We start from the raw sequence: 18,432 nt of genomic DNA, 5'->3' as shown, positions 1-18,432 counted from the left end.
CCACCATGAACGCACACATACTCGACTACGCGGCCGTCGGCATCGGCCCCGCGAACATGAGCCTCGCGGCGCTCGCACATCCGGTCGAAGGGCTGCGCGGCGCCCATCTGGAACGCCGTGAGAGCTTCTCCTGGCACCCCGGACTGCTGCTGCCCGAGGCCACCCTCCAGGTGTCGTTGCTCAAGGACCTGGTGACGCTGGTCGACCCGACCAGTCCCTTCTCGTTCCTGTCGTTCCTCGCGAGTGAGGGCCGGCTCTACCGGTTCCTGGCGGCGGACTTCCCGGCCGTCCTGCGCGCCGAGTTCAACCAGTACCTCCAGTGGGTCGCCGGGCGGCTGCCGAGCCTCACGTTCGGGGCGGACGTACACAGCGTGGACTTCCACGACGGTGCCTTCCACCTCCGGACCGGCGAAAACGAAGTGATTGCGCGTCATCTCGTGCTCGGCACCGGCCTCACCCCGTCCGTCCCCGAGCCGTTCCGCCCCTTCCTCGGCCCCACCGTCTTCCACTCCGGGGAGTTCCTGCTGCGGGCCCCCGAGGTGACCGGACGACGGGTCGTCGTGGTCGGCGGCGGCCAGAGCGGCGCGGAGATCGTGCGGCACCTGGCGACCGGCGCGGCCCCCGAGAGCATCACCTGGGTCAGCCGGCGCTCGTCGTTCCTGCCGATGGACGACTCGCCGTTCGCCAACGACCTCTACACGCCCGACTACGTACGCCGCTTCCACGCGCTGCCCGCCGACCACAAGGCCCGGCTCCTGGAGCGGCAGAAGTACACCAGCGACGGCATCGACCTCCAAGTCCTGCAGGACATCTACCGGTTGAGCTACCGCGACGAGTTCATCGAGAACAACCCCGGCAGGCTGCGCTTCATGGCGGACTGCGCGGTCACCGCGATCGACGGCGGCCCCGACGAATGGAAGCTCGTCGTCGAGTCCTCGGGCCCGGAGGCACCCGCCGTGCTCGCCGCCGACATCGTGATCCTGAGCACCGGATACGCCTACGCGCTGCCGGACTTCATGGCTCCGCTGGACGCGCGGCTGCGGCGGGACGGCGGGATGCTCGTCGTCGGCGACGACTTCTCGGTCGCATGGGACGGACCTGCGGAAAACCGGATCTACCTCCAGAACGGCGCCCGGCACTCCTGGGGCGTCGCCGATCCCAATCTCAGCCTGCTCGCCTGGCGCAGCGCGGTCATCCTCAACAGCATGCTCGGTGAGACGAGGTATCCGGTATGACCGCTGTCGAGGTCTCGCAGTTCCAGGCCGAGGCGGTCGGCGTCCTGGTCCCCTTCGGTCCGACCGAGGTGGAATCCGACGGAGTGACCGTCGCCGAGGCGGACTTCGCCCGCTCGGTCTTCCCGCACGTGCCGTTCAAGGCGGCCCGCTTCACCGTGCCGTCGGGCGGGACCAGCTCGCCCGACCAGCACGCGGTCCAGGAGATCTGGGTGGTCCACGCCGGATCCGGCACCCTGGAGGTGGACGGCGAACGGTCGCTCGTCGGGCCCGGCTCCGTGGTGGGCTTCGCCTCGCAGGCCGTCCACGAGATCTTCGCCGACCAGGGCGAGGAACTGGTCATCTACTCCTTCTGGTGGTCGGCGCCCGATGAGTGAGCGCACCACCGGGACCGGTGAGGCGCCCCACTACGACCTCGCCGTCGTCGGCGCGGGCGCGGTCGGCGCCCTCGCCGCGTACTACGCCGTGCGCCGGGACCCGGGCCGCCGCGTCGCCGTGATCACGCACGCCGGACGGGGGACGGGCGCGACCCGCCTCTCGGCCGGGTTCGACACGCCTACGGGGCACAACCCGGCCCAGCGCGCCCTGGCCGCCCGCAGCACCGCGCTCTTCGACGAGCTCGCCGCCTCACTCGGCGACGCCGGACGCGTGCCGGTCGACGTCCGCTGGCTGGTGGCGCGCGAGAACACGGCCGCGCTCGACGCGACCATGGCCGACGGCGGACGCACCCGCCCGGTCACCGGGGAGCAGCGAGCCCTGCTCGACCGGACGTTCCCCGGGCTCGCCCACGGCAGCGACGAAGTCCTCCTGGCCACCGCCCCCATGACCGCAGGTCAGCCCCAACGGCTCACCGACCGGCTCCTCGACGAGGTCCTCGGCCGCCCGGACAACACCCTCCTGGAGGGCTTCCGGGTCACCGAAGTACGCCGTACGGGCGGGCGCATCGAACTGGTCGCCGCCGACGGCAGCCGGATCACCGCCGCCCAGGCGGTCCTCGCGCCCGGCCCCTGGGTCCTCGACGGCCCGGTGGCGGCGGCTGCCCGCGAGCACGGGGCCCGGGTCAAGAAGGTGGTGGCGTTCCACATCATGACGCCGCCTCCGCCGGGCGCCCCGGCACTCGTCCTGGAGGACGCCGACGCCTTCCTGCTCCCCCACCGCCCCGGCGGCCACTGGATCTTCAGCATCACCTCGCCCGACTGGGACCGCGGCCCCGACGAACCGCTCGCCATCGATGCCCGCGACCGGGAACTCGCCCGAGCCCTGCTCGCCCGGCACGTACCGGGATTCCTGCCGCACCTGCTCGGCGGCCGGGTCTTCAGCGACTGCTTCACCCCCGGCCATCTGCCGATCGTGGACACGGTCGGCGACGACGACGTGGTCATGGCCATCGGCGGTTCCGGCTCCGGCTACCGACTCGCCCCGGCCATGGCCGAGGACGCACTGAACCTGCTCGACAGGAGAACGCGAACATGAGCCTGCTGACCGGGGGCACGCACACCCCCCGCCACTACCTCCTGGTGCCGCCCGAGGCCACGCCCAACGGCCCCCTGCACCTCGGCCACATCGGCGGCCCCTTCCTGTGGTCGGACATGATCGCGCGGCATCTGCGGGTCCGGGGCGACCTGCCGTTGGTGATCACCGGCAGCGATGTGTACGAGTCGTACGTGACGCTCAGGGCGCACGCCGAGGACTCCACGCCCGGCGAGGTCGCCGCCCGCTACGGGCGGCGCATCCAGGACGACCTGGCCGCGCTGCGCATCGGCGTCGACGCGTTCATCGTCCCGGATCAGCAGCCCTGGCGGGAGCAGTTCGAGCAGGAGGTCGCCGCCTCGATCGAGCGGCTGACGGCCCGGGGCGCGGTGCTGACGCGCACCGAGCGGGTGCCCCACTGCGCGGCGTCGGACCGCTGGGTGGTGGGCGGCTGGCTCCAGGGCCGCTGCCCCGAGTGCGGTGCGGGCATCGCCAGCTACTTCTGCGAGGAGTGCAGTGCGCACTTCCTGCCCGAGTCGGTCGTCGAGCCGCGCCCCCTGCTCGACGAGGGGCCGCTGACCTGGCGGGAGATCTCCAGCCTCTTCCTGCGGCTGCCGGACCGCGACCTCCTGGACGCCACGCTCGTGGACCTCGGCGTCGCCGACCGCTACCGGGCGACCGTGGCGCGCTTCCTGGAGCGCGACGGCCTGACCGTACGGCTGAGCGCCCCGCAGACGTGGGGGCTTGCGCTGCCCGCGGCCGAGCCGGACGTGCCGCGCGCCCTCTTCCCGTACGCCGGGATCTTCATGTTCGCCCGCCTCGCCGGCGCCGTCCACGGCCGGCTCTCCGGCATCGGCGTGAACGCCTTCGATCCGGACTCCGGGGTCACCACCATCACCACCCTGGGGATCGACAACGTCATCCCCACCCTGGTCTCGATCGTCGGCACCAGCCTGCTGCACGGCGACATGAAGCCGTACGACCGGTGCCTGATCAACCACTTCTACGAGCTGGCCGGGCGGAAGTTCTCCACCAGCGCCCGGCACGCCATCTGGGCGGCGGACATCGCCGCGTCGCCCGCCATCGGTGTGGACACCGTCCGGTACTACCTCGCCGGGGCCGATCTGGAGTCCGGGGCGGCGAGCTTCGAGACTGCGGACTTCCTCCACACCGCGAACGCCACGCTCGCCGACGGCCTCGGCAAGCGGATCGACGCCGCCTGGAGCCGACTGCCCGAGGGGCCGCCGCAGGCGCCCGCCCCGGCCGTCGCCGACCTCCTGGAATCCCTGCTCGCCGAGCAGTCCGCGGCGCTCGACGGCGCCCGTGTCTCGACCCGGCGCGCGGTCGCGGCGCTCGACCGCTGGTGCGCCGACGACACGGTCGCCCACGCGGCCGAGGACGGCGCCTACTGGTGGCTCAAGGGCCTGTCCCTGCTGGCGTTCCCGGTGATGCCGGACCTCGCCGAGCTGCTCTGGCAGCGCCTCGGCGGCGCCGGAGAGCCTCGCGCGGCGGCCTTCCTCGCCAGGACCCCGGCCCACCGGGACCGGCCCGCGCCCGGCTTCGGCCGGGTGAGCGCCGCCGATCTGGACGCCTGCCTGCCCGACACCCTGCGACCGGGAGCGGACGCGTGACCGACCGGACCACACCGCTGTACGTCGTCCTCAACCGCTCCGGCGACGAGTTCGGCGAATACCACCGTTTCCTCGACGGCCACCCCTGCCGGACGGTGTACCTCACCACCCCCGGCGGGCTGCCCGCGCTCGACCAGGACGGGGCGACCGAGGTCCATGTGCGCGACAGCCTCGCCCACGACGACCTGCTGCCCCTCGTACGGGAGATCGCGGACCGGCACGGCACGCCCGAGGCCGTCTTCGGCCAGTCCGAGTACGACATCCTGACGGCCGCCCGGCTCTCGGCCGCACTCGGCGTCCCCGGCGGCTACGGTCTCGACCTCGTCGAGCGGTTCAAGGACAAGCCCGCCATGAAGAGCGCGGTCGGCGCGGCCGGACTGCGGGTTCCCCGGTTCCTGCGCCTCGAGGACGCGCCCTCGGCGGAGGCTGTCGTCGACGCCCTCGGCGGTCTGCCCCTGGTCCTCAAGCCGCGCGCCGCGGCGGGCTCCCAGGGAGTCACGGTCGTCCACGGCCTCGAGGAACTGCGCGACGCGCTCCAGGACGTCGACCCCGAGGCGTACGAGTGCGAGGAGTATGTCGAGGGGGACATCTTCCACGTCGACGGCGTCCGCCGCGCCGGCCGCCTCCACTTCGTCACCGCTTCCCAGTACGTCCACACCTGCCTGGACTACGCACACGGCCGCCCGCTCGGCTCGGTCCTGCTCGACCCGGGCCCCGAGCGCGACGAGCTCACCACGTTCGCCGACCGCTGTCTGCGGGCGCTCGGGCTGCGCGACGGCGCGTTCCACCTGGAGGCGATCCGGCGCCCGGGGGGCGAGCTGGTGTTCCTGGAGGTCGGGCTGCGGCCGGGCGGCGCGCAGGTGCCGTTCCTGCACGTCGACCTCTACGGCATCGACCTGTTCGCCGAGGCGTTCCGGGCGGCCCTGGGCCTGCCCCCGCTGTGGCAGCCGTCCGAACCGGTCGAGCCCCGGGCCGGCGGCTGGCTCATCTACCCCGCTCCGCGCGAGCTGCCCGGACGGGTCGTCGCGCGCACCTCGCCCCGGTCGGCCGTCCCCGAGGTCTACCACGAGGAACTGCCCGCGATCGGCCAGGTCATGACCGGGCCCGGCAGTTATGACGAGGGCTGCGGGATCTTCCGGTTGCGGGGGCGGAGCGCCGCCGAGGTGCGCGCCGCCGTGCACACCGCGATGGAGGTGTACGGGCTGCGGACCGAGCGGGCCGGGGAAGCCGAGCCGCGTGGCTGAGGCACGCCGGTACGGCACCGTGCTGCGCGCGTGGTTCCGGGAGACCCTTCCGGCCGCCGGGAACGCGCGCAGACTCGGCGTCCTCACGCTCATCCAGTCCCTGGGGCTCGGGGTGTTCCTCACCTCCAGCGCCGTGTTCTTCACCCGGACCATCGGCATCCCCGCCCAGCGCGTGGGCCTCGCCCTGTCGGTCGCCGGGCTCTGCGGTCTGCTCTGCACCGTGCCCATCGGCCGGCTCGCGGACCGGCTCGGCGCGGGCCGGGTGCTCACCGTCAACTTCCTGCTCGCGGCCGCCGGCTTCACCGCGTACTGCCTGGTGGACGGCTTCGCCGCGTTCCTTGCGGTCGCCTGCGCCCTCGCGGTCCTGGAGACCTCGGCGGGCGCGCTGCAGGCGTCGCTCACCGACGCGCTGGTGGGCGAGGCGGAGCGGGTCAGGGTCAGCGCGCAGATGCGCAGCCTGTTCAACCTGGGCTTCCTCGGCGGCGCCGCGCTGGCCGGAGCCGCCATCGCGGCCGGCACCTCGACCGCCCTGTACGCCACGGTCCTGGCCAACGCCGCCCTCCAGTTGGTCTCCGTCGCCGTGCTGCTCGGGATGCGGCTGCCCGCGGGCGCCGGGCCCCGGGCCACCGCCGCCGAGGCGCCGGGCGGGGTACTGCGCAGCGCCGCGCTGCGGGACGTGCGCTACGTGGCGGTCGCGCTGGTGTGCGGCGCTCTCGAGCTGTACCACCCGCTGCTGACGGTCGGTCTGCCGCTGTGGATCGTCACCGGCACCGACGCGCCCGCGCTGCTGGTGTCGGGGCTGCTGATCGTGGACACCGTCCTGGTGCTGTTGTTCCAGGTCGTGGTCAGCAGGGGCGCGCGTACCCCGGCGGGAGCGGCACGTATGCTGCGCTGGGCGGGGTGGGCGCTGGGGGCGTCCTGCCTGGTCTTCGCGGTGAGCGGGGGGCACGGCGCGCTCCTGGACAGCGCGGCCCTGCTGGGCGGCGCGCTGGTGCTCGTCCTCGGCGAGCTGTACCAGGCGTCGGCGAGCTGGGGCCTGTCCTTCGGGCTCGCCCCCGCGGGCCGGCAGGGGGAGTACCAGGCGGTGTTCTCCCTGGGGCGCGGGCTCCAGCAGTTCGCCGGGCCGTGGCTGATGACCTCCCTGGTCGTCGGCGCGGCGGCGACCGGCTGGCTGGTCCTCGCGGCGCTCTTCGCCCTGCTCGGGCTCGCCGCGCCGCCGTTGGTCCGCGGCCTGGAGAAGGCCCGCGCGCGGACGGAGCCGGCGCCGGCGCCGGCCTGAGCGGACCGGTCGGCGCCCCTCCGACCCCCATGTGTCACACCCTACGACCGAGACAAGTAAGCGAGCAGCGAGCACCATGACCGTACAGCGACGACACGACCCGGACGAGCGCGGCTTCGCCAGCGACAACTACGCGGGTGCGCACCCCGAGATCCTTGAGGCGATCGCCCTGGCCAACGGCGGCCACCAGGTCAGCTACGGCGCCGACGTCTACACCGAGCGCCTCCAGGAAGTGGTGCGCGGGCACTTCGGCCCCACCGCGCACGCGTACCCGGTCTTCAACGGCACCGGCGCGAACGTGTTCGCGCTCCAGACCATGCTCGACCGCTGGGAGGCCGTGGTCTGCGCCGAGTCGGCCCACATCAACGTCGACGAGGGCGGCGCGCCCGAGAAGATGGCCGGGATCAAGCTCCTGACGGTGCCCACATGGGACGGCAAGCTCACCCCTGAGCTGATCGACCGTCAGGCGTGGGGCTTCGAGGACGAGCACCGGGCCCGGCCCAAGGTCGTCTCGATCGCCCAGTCCACCGAGCTCGGCACCTGCTACACGCCGGACGAGATCCGTGCGATCTGCGACCACGCGCACGACCTCGGCATGCTCGTCTACCTGGACGGCGCCCGGCTCGCCAACGCCGCCGCCACCCTGGGCGTGTCCCTGCGCGAGATGACCACCGACGCCGGTGTGGACGTCCTCTCGCTCGGCGGCACCAAGAACGGGCTGCTCTTCGGCGAGGCGGTGATCGTGCTCAACGAGGATGCGGTGCGCGGCGCGGCCCACCTGCGCAAGACGAGCATGCAGCTCGGCTCCAAGATGCGTTTCATGTCGGTGCAGTTCGAGGCGCTGCTCGGCGGCGACCTCTGGCTGCGCTCGGCGGCCCGCTCCAACGCGATGACCCAGCGGCTGTACCAGGCGGTGCGCGACCTGCCGGGCCTGGAGATCGCCCGCCCGGTGCAGGCCAACCAGATCTTCGCCGTCCTGCCGCCGGCCGTCACCGAGCGCCTGCAGAAGCGTTTCCGCTTCTACACCTGGAACGAGCAGGCCGGCGAGGTCCGCTGGATGACCTCCTTCGACACCACCGAGGACGACGTGGACGCGTTCGCGGCGGCGATCGCGGAGGAGCTGGCGGCGGAGCGGGGCCAGGCGCCGGCGGGCGCGCTGACCACGGCCGAGCGTGAGGAGCTGGTGCAGCTGCGCCGCAGGGTCAGCGAGATGGAAGAGGCGATCGAAGCGCTGGGGAAGGCGCCCGCCTTCTCGGCGAACCGCAAGACGAAGTAGCCGGCGGCGAAGGCCCGGGAGGTCAGGCGAGCGTCCTGGCCCCCGGGCTGGACCCTCGGCCGTGACGGGGCCGCAGGCGTTGTGCCTGCGGCCCCGTCACGGCGTCGGGGTCAGGACGGGTCGCCGTACTGGAGGCCGCGGCCGTTGGTGCCGATGTAGACGCGGCCGAAGACGTCGGGGTCGCCGGTGATGACGCCGATGCCGCCGATGCTGCCCCACTGGTGGGCGTCGTCGTTGACGCGGAGCCAGGTGGCGCCCTTGTCGGTGGAGCGGAAGACTCCGGTGACGTCCTTGACGGTGCCGATCAGGTACAGGGCCTGGTAGGAGGCACCGGGTGCGGCCTTGCCGAAGCCGAGGGCAGAGGCCGACTTCACCGTGGTGAGCGGGGTGAAGGTGCGGCCCCCGTCGGTGGAGTGCAGCAGCCCCTGGCCGCCGTCGGCGATCCACAGGTCTCCGGCGACGCCGGGGACGGCCATGAGCCGGCCGGAGGGCAGGCCGGTCGCCCGGGCGGTGAAGGTCGCCCCACCGTCGGTGCTGGCGTGCAGCGTGCCGTGGAACAGGGAGTAGAAGGTTCCGGCCGAGGAGCGGTCGGCGACGACCACGGCGTCGGTGCCCAGGCCACTGACCTTCGACCAGCTCGCCCCCTGGTCGGTCGAGCGGTACGGGACCTGGCCGGCCTGGGTCCAGACGATGGTCGAGCCGTCGGCCGCGAGCGCGACGCGGCCGTCCTGGGCACCGGCCACCGGCTCGGCCTTGAAGCCGTTCCAGCTGATGCCGCCGTCGGTGGAGTAGGCGCCGTCCTGCGCGCCGCCGTGGCCGACGCGGACCATCATCGAGGGCATGGACTGGGCGAAGTCGATGTCCGTGCTGTTGGTCATCACCGGATTGCTCAGCCGCCCGGCCGGGACCTTGTTCAGGTCGTCGTGGCGGAAACCGCCTTGGTCGCCCATGGCGGTGACGACAGCGGCACCGCCGGGCGGGGCGATCGCGTCCATCAGTGCGGTCTCCTCGAGGCCCCGCGCCCCCGCGGTCCAGTGGCTGGTGCCGCCGCTGTCGGTGGCGTTGGCGTCCTTGCTGCGCCAGATGCCGTTGCCGGTGCCGTACAGCACGTGCCCGGAGTCGAAGGGGTCGATGACCAGGGCGGTCATCCAGTGCCCGGTGTGGGTGCCGACGTAGGGAGCGCCGGAGGCGTTCCGCACCGACTTGTCCGCCAGCGCCTTCCAGGTCGTGCCGCCGTCGGTGGTGCGGTAGATCTCGTCCTCGGGCCACCAGCGGTCGAGGGTGGTGACCATCACCGTGGACGGCTGGCGCGGGTCGACGGCCAGGCCGGAGAACCCGTAGCCGCCCTGGGACGGGGAGACGTTCTTCCACGTTCCGCCGGCCGGTGCGTACTTCCAGACCGATCCCGCCGTCACGCCGTTGGGTCCGAGGGCGTTGGTGTACGTCAGGTACAGCGAGCCGTCGCCCGAGACCACGCCGTGCTGCGGCAACTGGCCCGTGGGCTGCCCGGGGACCGCCTGCCAGGTGCTGCCGCCGTCGGTGGAGCGGTACAGGGAAGCGGACTTGTCGGCGACTCCGACGTAGACCGTGTTGCTGCCTGCCGGGCCGTACGTCACGAAGGAGATGCCGCCACCGCTGCTCGCCCCGTCCTTGACGGGGAACGAGGAGACCTGGCTCCATGTCGCGCCGTGGTCGGTGCTGCGCCACAGGCCGTTCTTGCGGGTGCCCAGCAGCAGGGTGCCGTTGTCCGCGGGGTTGATCGCCAGCCGCTCGCCCGCCCCGCGGCCGTCCTCGTTGCCGCCCAGCTTGAACGGCAGAGCGGTGCGCTGGAAGGTGCGGCCACGGTCGGTGGAGCGCAGGATCGCGCCGTTGCCCGCCCACTCGTTGGTGTAGGTGCCGGTCGCGAGGTAGAGCCGGTCGGGGTCGACGGGGTCGGTGGCCAGCGCGTCGACGCCCAGCAGGTTCCAGTCCTTCTCGCCGAGCCAGTCGGTCAGCGGGATCCACTGCTCGGCCCCGGTGTCCCAGCGGTAGGCGCCGCCCATGTCGGTACGCGCGTACAGCAGGCCCTTCTCCCGCGGGTTGAACACCAGCCCGGTGACGTAACCGCCGCCCACCACCTGGGCGTTTCGCCACGTGTACGGTCCGGATCCGGGCGTCTGGGTCTCGGCCGTCCTCACCAGCTTCCACTGCTGGTTGGTGCCGCCATGGCCGCGATACTGGATGACTGCCGCGCCGTCGGCCGTGGAGCCTCCGGAGACGTCCAGGACCTGGCCGCTCCTGCGGGAGGTGAAGACGACGGCGCCGGAACCGCTCACCTCGTCGATCCGCCATTCCTGGGAAGTGGAGGAGCTGTCGGTCTGCTGTTCGGCGGCGGCCGCCTGGGCGGTCGAATCGCCCGCTATGCCCAGTACCTTGCCGCTGTTGCGGTTCACCAGCTCGTAGTAGCCGTCCCCGGTGGGTCGCAGCCTCCACTGCTGGTTGGCGGTGTTCTGGTCGGTCCACTGCTGGATGCGGGTGCCGTCGGCGGTGGAGAAGGCGTTGACGTCCAGCGCCTTGCCGCTGCGTACGGAGACCAGCCGGTAGTAGGCATTGCCGTCGACCGTCGCGGCCTGCGAGTCATCCTGCACGAACAGGAGGTACGGCACGACGACGGCGGGTGCACCGAGCAGCAGCCCGGTTCCGGTCCAGCGACGGCGGTGACGCCCGCGGCGCCCGCTGTTCGTGGGGTTCTTCATGGGGAGTTGTTCTCCTTGCATATCACTGTGGATCGGGCAGGTCAGCGCTGCAGGGTGAGGAGGCCCGGCCGGTACGGCAGTCGGTCGTAGGGGCCGCCCGCTGCGGGGGACTTGCCCTGGTAGAGGAACCGCAGGTTGCAGGGGTCGACGGTCATGGTCTGGTCGGGGTTGTCGCGGACCAGGTCACCGTGGCTGATGTCGTTGGTCCAGGTGGCACCGCTGTTCGCCTTGCCCGCGAAGGGGCTGCTTTCGCTGCCGGCCTGCGGGGTCCACGAACCGCTCAGGCTGGAGGCCGTGAACGAGCGGAAGTAGCGCGCCTGGTTCGCGCCCCTCGCCTCGACGATCATGAGGTACTGGTTCCGGCCCTGAACCTTGTAGACCTGCGGCGCCTCGAACAGGTTGTCCGGCGTGTCGCTCATGACCGTCGTGTACGAGGAGCCGAAGTTGCCCGGGAAGTTCCCGATCGGCATGCTCGCGCGGTAGATCTTGCCGTTGTCACCGGCGAAGAACAGATACATGTTCTGGTCGTCGGCGATCAGGGTCTGGTCGATCGGGCCGGTGGGGGAATCGGTGCGGGGGATGCTTCCGGTGAACAGCGGCTGCGGCGCGGACCAGCCGTTGGGGTTGGTCGGGTCGCTCGACGTGCGGTAGATGAACGGCCACGGACCCCACTGGTACGCCAGCACCCAGATCTTCTTGGGCGCGAAGTAGAACAGTGTGGGCGCCACCGCGGCCTGGCCCATCCCGGTCTGGCCGGCCGACGCCATGTCCGACCAGTTCGTGAAGGGGCCGAACATCATGGAGCCGTACGAGGATCCCGAGAAGTTCGACCCGTAGACCAGGTGCTTGCCGTTGTACGTCACGTGGGTGAAGTCCTTCAGCGAGGCCCACCCGTTCGCCGGCTGCGCCAGCGCACCCGTCGAAGTCCACCGGTACGTCGACGGAAGGGCACACGGGCCGCCCGTCGGCGCGGGCGTTGTCGGGGTCGGCGCCCCGGACAGGCCGGTCCACTTCTGGTTGCCGCCGGACCAGCAGGAGTACAACTGGATCTTGGTGCGGTTGGCGGTGGCCGCGCCGACGGCGTCGAGGCACAGCCCGGACCGGACCCCGGCGATCGTGCCGTTGGTGTTGATGTTCCACTGCTGGCTGACGCCGCCGTTGCAGTCCTCGATGACCACCGCGGTGCCGTTGCTTGTGCCCTTGCCCCTGGCGTCCAGGCACTTGTTGCCGTAGATCATCAGCTGCTTGCCGGAGGTGTAGGTCCAGCGCTGGTTGGTTCGTCCGTGGCAGTCCCACAGCTGCGCCTGGGTGCCGTTGACAGTAGTGGAATTGTCGATGTCGATACAGCGGCCGGAGGCGACGCCCTTGATCGCCCCCGTACTGGTCCCGCCGGTGGTGTCGGAGGCGGTCTTGAGGGCGTTCACGACGGCGGTGTAGGCGGCCTTGGGGTTGCCGTTGCTGTCGAACAGCAGGGGGTTTTCGCCTCTGCGCCAGGAGTCGCTGTCACGGATGCCCCATACCGTGATGCCGGTGCACCGGGCCACGGACAGGCAGGCCTTGACCGTGTTGCCGTAGTGGGTGGGCGACGCCTGGGCAATGTCCAGCTCGGTGATCTGGACGTCGACACCCAGGGCGGCGAAGTTCGACAAGGTGGTCTGGAAGCTGGACGGGGGGCCGCCGGTGCCGAAGTGGCTCTGGAACCCGACGCAGTCGATCGGCACGCCCCGTGACGTGAAGTCCTTGACCATGCTGTAGACGCCCTGGGTCTTGGCGTCCGACCAGTTCTCGATGTTGTAGTCGTTGTAGCAGAGCTTGGCGGAGGGGTCGGCCGCCCGGGCGGTGCGGAACGCTTCCTCGATGAAGCCGTTGCCCAGCACGTTCTGGAACACCGAGCTGCGGTGCTGGGTGGAGCCGTCGGCGAACGCCTCGTTGACCACGTCCCAGGCGTGGATCTTGCCTTTGTAGTGCGTCATCAAGGTGGTGATGTGGTTGTTCATCACGCCGCGCAGCGTGTTCGCGTCGCCGATCGAGCCGACCCAGGACGGGAGCTGCGAGTGCCAGACCGCGGTGTGGCCGCGCAGGCGCTGGCCGTGCGCCGCGGCATGGTCGACGATCTGGTCGGCCGGGCCGAAGGTGAACTTGCCGCGGGACGGTTCGACGGCGTCCCACTTCATCTCGTTCTCCGGGGTGATCATGTTGAACTCCCGGTCCAGGATGGCGGCGTACCTCGAATCGCCGAGCCTGCCGGCGGCCACAGCGGTGCCGAAGTACCTGCCCGAGGGCGCCGCCTGCGTGCCCAGGGGTGTTGCGGCTCCGGCAGAGCCGGGGAGGAGCGTCATGACACCGGCCACCAGCGCCGCGGCCGACAGTCCGATCGTCAGTGTCCGGCGACGCCGACCGCGCCGGTGCAGGCCCTTCATGATGCTCCTCGGGGGTCTCGGGTCGCCTTGGGTTCCGTGATCGTGCGTGCATCGGCCGGTACGGCCTGATCCGCCGCGGGGTGGGTGCGGTGCAGGAGGTGGCGCCGATCCTGCGTACCGGTCGCCCGGGGTTCACGGGTATGTCGCGTCATGGGGGGCGCTTTCTTCAGTGAATGTGCCGACGGGGAAAGTGGGGGACCCCTCACGTCGGCTCGCACGGTGAGCGGCGGGAAGGGAACCCCACGAAGTGGAGGCTTCCGAAGCCGAGGCCGCGTAACAAAAAAGTGGCGCCACCCCGGCGATCGTCCCGTGATGCATCTCGCAGGCAGAAAGTGTTACGCCGCGCCCCGCGGTCTGGTCGTCCCTGTGAAGGGGGAGGCCGCCCTGCTCAGCAGTGGTGTCCGTAACGGCACACGTGCGCGGTTGCCGTGCTCCGTTTCCGCGCAGGCCGGTTCAACGGGGCGCACGTCGATGCATGCGCATGGGCGCCGGATTCGGCGCAGCACTCGGCTCAGTGCCGGGTTGTGAACCGTGCAGTGCCGGAACCGGGTGAGGCTCGCCGGCCGTCACTGCGCGGCTGCGTCCGGAATGCTCAAGGAGCGGTTCTCAAGACCAGGCCTTGCGGACGACGAAGGAGGCCTGGCCGGCGAAAGCCCGAGTGCCGTCGGAACCATCGAGCCAGATGCCGCCGTCGCGGTGGCGGATGACCGCTCCGGGGTAGTTGTGGGAGTGCAGGGTCACCGACCCTGCAACCGCCCCGGGGCGCGGACAGAAGGTGGCGTCTTCGCGGAACAGTTCGCTGCCGTCGTCGGTGCTCAGCCGCAGCCGCAGATAGTGGTGCCGCAGATAACGGCCGTCAGCGGCACGGAAGGTGACGCACCGTGTGTCCGCCAGACCCTGGACCACCGTGAACGTGACGCGCTGCCGCGTCTGCGCGCTACTGGACGCGGAGACCCGGCCCAGCGTCGCGAAGTCGTCCGAATACGTCAGGTACAGGGCGGGTTCGTCCACGGACTCCAGTGATTGTGCGCCCAGCGGAACAGTGCCTGCAACGGCGGACGGACTCGTCGACGGCGGTCCCGCCGACGTGGGGGTGCTCGACGGGATCGGCGTGGGATTGCCGACCGCGGGAGCGGCGGTGACGCCGGGCGCCCGGGGCGCCGGTTCCGGCCAGGCTGCGTAGGTGGCGGCGCCGGTGATGAGCACCGCGCCGGCGGCGAGGCTCGCCAGCGGATGAGCGGTCACCGCGTGGAGTTTGCCGGTCACCGCCCCGTGCAGACTGCCTCCCCCCGTCGCCGTGCCGGCGGCGACGGGTGCCGTGGCCAGCCCGGCGGCGCTCGCCGCCGAACCGGACACCAGGCCCTTGGCGGCCAGCGCGGCGATGAGTCCGGCAGGGACGGACAGGGGCGCAAGGCTGAGGAGCAGTAGCTCAGCAGGGACCCGGTTCGTCGTCGTCGCCGTGCAGGCCGGGCAGTCGCGGGTGTGCCGCGCGATCCGCTTCCGCCATACCGACGTAGGCAGACCGTCCCAGCCGGCGACGGTCTCCCCCAGTTGCGGACAGCGGGGGTGGGCCCCCAGCGCGGCGACGATCGTCCGGCTCAGGTCCAGCTGCTCGCGCATGCGTTGAAGGCGCACTCCAACGTGGGCGACCGTAAGGCCCGTCGCGGCGGCCATGTCCTCACGGCTCAGCAGTCCGGCGCGTTCCTGCCACCACAGTGACAGCAGCACCCGGTGATCCGGGTCGAGCCACCGGCCGGCTTCGGCGATCTGACGGCGTTCATCCGACACGTGGAGACGCAGGATCGTCGCGTCCTCGGGTTCGGGGCGGACGTCCGGTATATGGAGTGCCTCGTCGATGACCGCGGTCCGGCCGGCGAAGACGCGTTGCCGTTGCCAATGGGTTTGTATCTGGCGGAGCGTGATCGACACCAGCCAGGAGCGGAAGCTGTCGGGGGCGCGCAGGGCAGGCAGATCGCGCACCACGCGCATCAGCGTTTCCTGGACGACGTCGTCGACGTCGGCATGTGCGCTCAGCGCTCGTCGGACGATGTTGTAGATCAACGGCAGGTAGGCGGCGATCAGCTCTTCGCGCGCCCGGTCATCCCCGGCCTGCGCCGCGACGACCAGCCCCGCGTGGTCCGCATCCATGAGCCCCATTCACCCTCCTCATCACGGCGTCAGACCCTAGCGTCCGCAAAGGTGTGCGACCAAAGCCTGTGCCTTGCCAAGGATCGGGCCCCTGCCGGTGGGGGGGCGCGGTACGGCGGCCTCGCCGCCGAGGAACGGGCGCGAGGAGTCGGACAGACATGTCGGTTGCATGCGACGCGCCGCTCGCACCCCGTCGGGCCGACGCACAATGGGCGGTCTTGCCAGGGACGACAGGCCACTGCGGCGGATCGAACGCCTCGAGCTCGGCGGAGCGCTCAGCCAGGATGCCCGCGCGTCCCGCCTCGCGTACTCCTCGGCCGTCCGGAGCGGCAGGCGCACAGGTCTGGGCCACCATGTCGTGGGGCCTGAAGCCCTTCCAAACGGCAAAGCGATGCACGGTCGCCATGGCCTGCAAATGATCGGGGCCGCGCCGCGGGTGGTTCCCGGCGAGGGTTTTGGTCATTGCCGTCGTAAGGTGTCCGACCTGTACCTCGGGGCCGATTGCAAACATCAGACCAGTAGGAAGTTTCTGAAGACTCTTCACCGTCAGAACCGCCTCGGCGCCTCCCGCGTGGCACATGGCCGGCCGGATCTCCAGGGATTGTGGATAGGCTCTGACCCCGGCTCCTCGTCGGTCACTGGACCGCAGAGGCACGAGGATGGAATCCCCTTCTCATCTTGGGCGCAGAAGCGGCCACCGACGTGAAAGTCGAAGTTCCGGCCACCGGGCGAACAATACGGCGCCATTGGTGGTGTCCATTTGCCGCGTGGGCGGCGCCTCGGGCGGCAAGGTCGCGCAAAGCCTCCGGGGGATTCGCTCGCCGCCGTCGCCTCCGGCCTCCACCCGCAGCGCCGCGAGGACCGCGGCGGGCTCTGGCAGACCCGATCTAATGGAGGGCGTGGTAGACCGACCTATGGTTTCTCTCCCCCGCCGCTCGAGGGTTGAGTGCGAAATGCCCGCAGTACCTTGTGGGGGCCGACTACGAATTTACGGAGAGCCTTAGTCATCATGCGAGGCAAGAGCGCCAAACAGCAGCACCAAGCGCCTCGCCCCGCCAATCACCCCGGCTGCATCAGGGACTCACCACCGCAGGGCAGGCAAACGCAGTGGCCCCACCTCACCCTAAGCACTGCTTCACACTTCGCACTCGCACCCGCACTGCACCATTCTGGACAAGATCAACCTTCCGGAGCTGAGGGAATGGCGCGAAACATGCTTGAATCGATGCATCACACAAGCTAAGGTCTATTGGTCCATCGGCCCTTTCCAGAAAAGCGGGGGAAACAGGTGCCCGAACGAGGAAATATAGACGTACTTCTCGTATTCGAAGACCAATTAGAGTGCGCGGGAATGACCGCCCTCCTCAACAACGACCGGGGGATTTCCATTGTCGGAGATACCCCCTCCGTGGCGACGGCGCAAAAAATAGCCTCGTCACTGAGACCCCATGTGGTTCTCCGCAGCGAGCGCTCATTGTCGCATCAGACGATTGAGCTTGCCGAAAAGCTTGCAGAGCAGTCCGAGGAATCCAACCCCATCCATCTCATTGTCCTGCTCCCCTCACTGGACGACCAGGACGTCGAACTCCTGCGAATCGACCGATGCATCGTGCTCGATCGGCACATGAGTTCGACCGAGCTTGTCGCCGCCATCCGAGTCACCGCTGCTGGTTACCTCCCGGTACGCAGTGATCTGGCCGGCAGTTTGGCTCGTGCGTCGGTGAACCTCAAAGGAGCCAGCGGGGCGGCGGGGAAGCAGGTGCTGAATCTGACCAAGCGCGAGCGCCGCGTGTTCGAGCTCATGATCCAGGGGCTCTCAAACCCGGAAATCGCCGGTGCGCTCAATGTGGCCGAGTCGACCGTCAAGTCACATGTGCAGGGCATCTTGAGCAAGCTTGACCTGCGCGATCGCATCCAAGCGGTGATCTACGCGTACGAAGCGGGACTCGTGCAGCGATCGTTCCAGCTGGAGGCACAGCGCACGCCCGCCTGCTGCTGACCAGGGGCGCATCCCGTGGGGCACATGCCTCCGGCAGCAGCCGGGCGAAAGGTCCTTTCGCCCGGCTGCTGCCGTCTCCGCGGCCACGCCAGCGGGCCGGGCAGTGGCGCCCGGGGTGCCGACCGGCCCCCGAGCCCGTAGGCCCGCTTCCCCCCCACAGGAGGAGGACGGGCCGAAAGCAGCATCCTTCGATGGACCCATATCACCGGACGCTAAGTCTCGGGAGGGATTTACCACGCGCCACAGGGAACGTAGCGTCTCCCATCGAGCTCAGAACTTTGCTGCAGGGATTCAGAGGCGCCTCGGGGCCTCGGTGCGCCTTTCAAGAACCTCCCCGCAACAGGGCTGTTAAAGGGGGAATCCGCGTTCGTCCGCCTTGATCAGGTGTCGCCTAGCGACGGTGATGCAGGCTACTCATTTCTCATGTCCGGAGAACCGTTGACGTTCTCAACCCGTGTGGTCACGCGACACCGCACGGTCCCAGACCGTCCCGCCGTGCCTGCAGTCGCCATTTACGAAATCCGTGTCATCGCCGACCGGTGAGCACCAAAAAGAATGCCGCATCGACGGCAGGGCCTCTTCCTCGTCACGAGGCATCCCCTGCACTATTCGGAAGGGTTGAGCCGCCATGACCTCCCACAATTTCAACGCTGCGTCTCGGCGGCCAGCCCACACCGGCGAGGGCGGGTTTCCGCTGTCGTTCGCGCAGCAAAGACTCTGGTTCCTCAGCCAACTTGGGCTCAACCAGCGTGAGTATCTGGTTCCCCGGGTGCTGCGGGTGCGGGGCGGGTTGGATGTGGAGGCGTTGGAGACGGCGTTCTCGGCTCTGGTGGCCCGGCACGAGGTGCTGCGCACCCGGTTCGTCATCGGCGCCCAGGGCGAGCCGGTTCAGGTCATCGACGCGCCCGGCCCGGTCCGCATACCCCTCATCGACCTCTCCGGCGTGCACGACCGCGCATCACGCGAGACCCAGGCACGCCAGAAGGCCGACACCGAAG

12 protein-coding genes are annotated in these 18,432 nt (G+C 70.4%); 9 read left to right on the top strand and 3 right to left on the bottom strand.

All coding sequences use genetic code 11. The annotated features are described in order from the left end of the window. Positions 1-5 precede the first annotated feature (5 nt). From ABZ924_RS11070 to ABZ924_RS11040, 7 genes are all read left to right on the top strand, one after another. Complete coding sequence (locus ABZ924_RS11070) at positions 6-1,235, top strand: SidA/IucD/PvdA family monooxygenase (RefSeq protein WP_361906884.1); 1,230 nt, start codon at positions 6-8, stop codon at positions 1,233-1,235. Then, the gene (locus ABZ924_RS11065; protein ID WP_361906882.1) at positions 1,232-1,609 is read left to right on the top strand and encodes a cupin domain-containing protein; all 378 of its coding nucleotides are present in this window, start codon (positions 1,232-1,234) and stop codon (positions 1,607-1,609) included. Before ABZ924_RS11070 ends, ABZ924_RS11065 begins: the two co-directional genes overlap by 4 nt. Then, positions 1,602-2,705, top strand: coding sequence for an FAD-dependent oxidoreductase (locus ABZ924_RS11060; protein WP_361906880.1), 1,104 nt, complete (start codon positions 1,602-1,604; stop codon positions 2,703-2,705). Before ABZ924_RS11065 ends, ABZ924_RS11060 begins: the two co-directional genes overlap by 8 nt. Next, positions 2,702-4,333 (top strand): class I tRNA ligase family protein, encoded by a 1,632-nt coding sequence (locus tag ABZ924_RS11055; RefSeq protein WP_361906878.1) that lies wholly within the window; start codon positions 2,702-2,704, stop codon positions 4,331-4,333. Before ABZ924_RS11060 ends, ABZ924_RS11055 begins: the two co-directional genes overlap by 4 nt. Then, positions 4,330-5,577, top strand: a complete 1,248-nt coding sequence (locus tag ABZ924_RS11050) for a hypothetical protein (protein WP_361906876.1) — start codon at positions 4,330-4,332, stop codon at positions 5,575-5,577. Before ABZ924_RS11055 ends, ABZ924_RS11050 begins: the two co-directional genes overlap by 4 nt. After that, positions 5,570-6,856, top strand: a complete 1,287-nt coding sequence (locus ABZ924_RS11045) for an MFS transporter (protein WP_361906874.1) — start codon at positions 5,570-5,572, stop codon at positions 6,854-6,856. Before ABZ924_RS11050 ends, ABZ924_RS11045 begins: the two co-directional genes overlap by 8 nt. A gap of 76 nt (positions 6,857-6,932) precedes the next feature. Then, positions 6,933-8,132 carry a low specificity L-threonine aldolase gene (locus ABZ924_RS11040; protein ID WP_361906872.1) on the top strand — a complete coding sequence of 400 codons (1,200 nt, stop codon included), beginning with the start codon at positions 6,933-6,935 and terminating at the stop codon, positions 8,130-8,132. 110 nt (positions 8,133-8,242) lie between these two features. Here the strand turns inward: ABZ924_RS11040 and ABZ924_RS11035 are convergent, their stop codons facing one another. The 3 genes from ABZ924_RS11035 to ABZ924_RS11025 form a co-directional block, all read right to left on the bottom strand. Further along, on the bottom strand, positions 8,243-10,867 hold the full coding sequence (locus ABZ924_RS11035; RefSeq protein ID WP_361906870.1) for an RICIN domain-containing protein: 2,625 nt from the start codon (positions 10,865-10,867) through the stop codon (positions 8,243-8,245). A gap of 41 nt (positions 10,868-10,908) precedes the next feature. Beyond that, on the bottom strand, positions 10,909-13,287 hold the full coding sequence (locus tag ABZ924_RS11030) for a non-reducing end alpha-L-arabinofuranosidase family hydrolase (protein ID WP_361906868.1): 2,379 nt from the start codon (positions 13,285-13,287) through the stop codon (positions 10,909-10,911). Positions 13,288-13,893: 606 nt separating this feature from the next. Continuing rightward, on the bottom strand, positions 13,894-15,444 hold the full coding sequence (locus tag ABZ924_RS11025; RefSeq protein WP_361906866.1) for a sigma-70 family RNA polymerase sigma factor: 1,551 nt from the start codon (positions 15,442-15,444) through the stop codon (positions 13,894-13,896). A gap of 1,342 nt (positions 15,445-16,786) precedes the next feature. On the opposite strand from ABZ924_RS11025, the gene ABZ924_RS11020 reads away from it, so the two are divergent. Then, on the top strand, positions 16,787-17,434 hold the full coding sequence (locus ABZ924_RS11020) for a response regulator transcription factor (RefSeq protein ID WP_361906864.1): 648 nt from the start codon (positions 16,787-16,789) through the stop codon (positions 17,432-17,434). A gap of 628 nt (positions 17,435-18,062) precedes the next feature. Continuing rightward, positions 18,063-18,432 (top strand): condensation domain-containing protein (locus tag ABZ924_RS11015; RefSeq protein WP_361906862.1); only part of this gene is annotated, 370 nt, incomplete at its 3' end.

Source organism: Streptomyces sp. NPDC046876 (assembly GCF_040645035.1).
Taxonomy (GTDB): Bacteria; Actinomycetota; Actinomycetes; order Streptomycetales; family Streptomycetaceae; genus Streptomyces.
This window is presented reverse-complemented; position numbering and strand designations above follow the sequence as displayed.

Excerpts from the sequence above, each read along its gene's own strand:
- ABZ924_RS11020 (WP_361906864.1), top strand. The coding sequence starts at position 16,787 with ATGACCGCCCTCCTCAACAACGACCGGGGGATTTCCATTGTCGGAGAT.
- ABZ924_RS11055 (WP_361906878.1), top strand. The coding sequence starts at position 2,702 with ATGAGCCTGCTGACCGGGGGCACGCACACCCCCCGCCACTACCTCCTG.
- ABZ924_RS11065 (WP_361906882.1), top strand. The coding sequence starts at position 1,232 with ATGACCGCTGTCGAGGTCTCGCAGTTCCAGGCCGAGGCGGTCGGCGTC.
- ABZ924_RS11035 (WP_361906870.1), bottom strand. The coding sequence starts at position 10,867 with ATGAAGAACCCCACGAACAGCGGGCGCCGCGGGCGTCACCGCCGTCGC.
- ABZ924_RS11060 (WP_361906880.1), top strand. The coding sequence starts at position 1,602 with ATGAGTGAGCGCACCACCGGGACCGGTGAGGCGCCCCACTACGACCTC.
- ABZ924_RS11040 (WP_361906872.1), top strand. The coding sequence starts at position 6,933 with ATGACCGTACAGCGACGACACGACCCGGACGAGCGCGGCTTCGCCAGC.
- ABZ924_RS11025 (WP_361906866.1), bottom strand. The coding sequence starts at position 15,444 with ATGGGGCTCATGGATGCGGACCACGCGGGGCTGGTCGTCGCGGCGCAG.
- ABZ924_RS11070 (WP_361906884.1), top strand. The coding sequence starts at position 6 with ATGAACGCACACATACTCGACTACGCGGCCGTCGGCATCGGCCCCGCG.
- ABZ924_RS11030 (WP_361906868.1), bottom strand. The coding sequence starts at position 13,287 with ATGAAGGGCCTGCACCGGCGCGGTCGGCGTCGCCGGACACTGACGATC.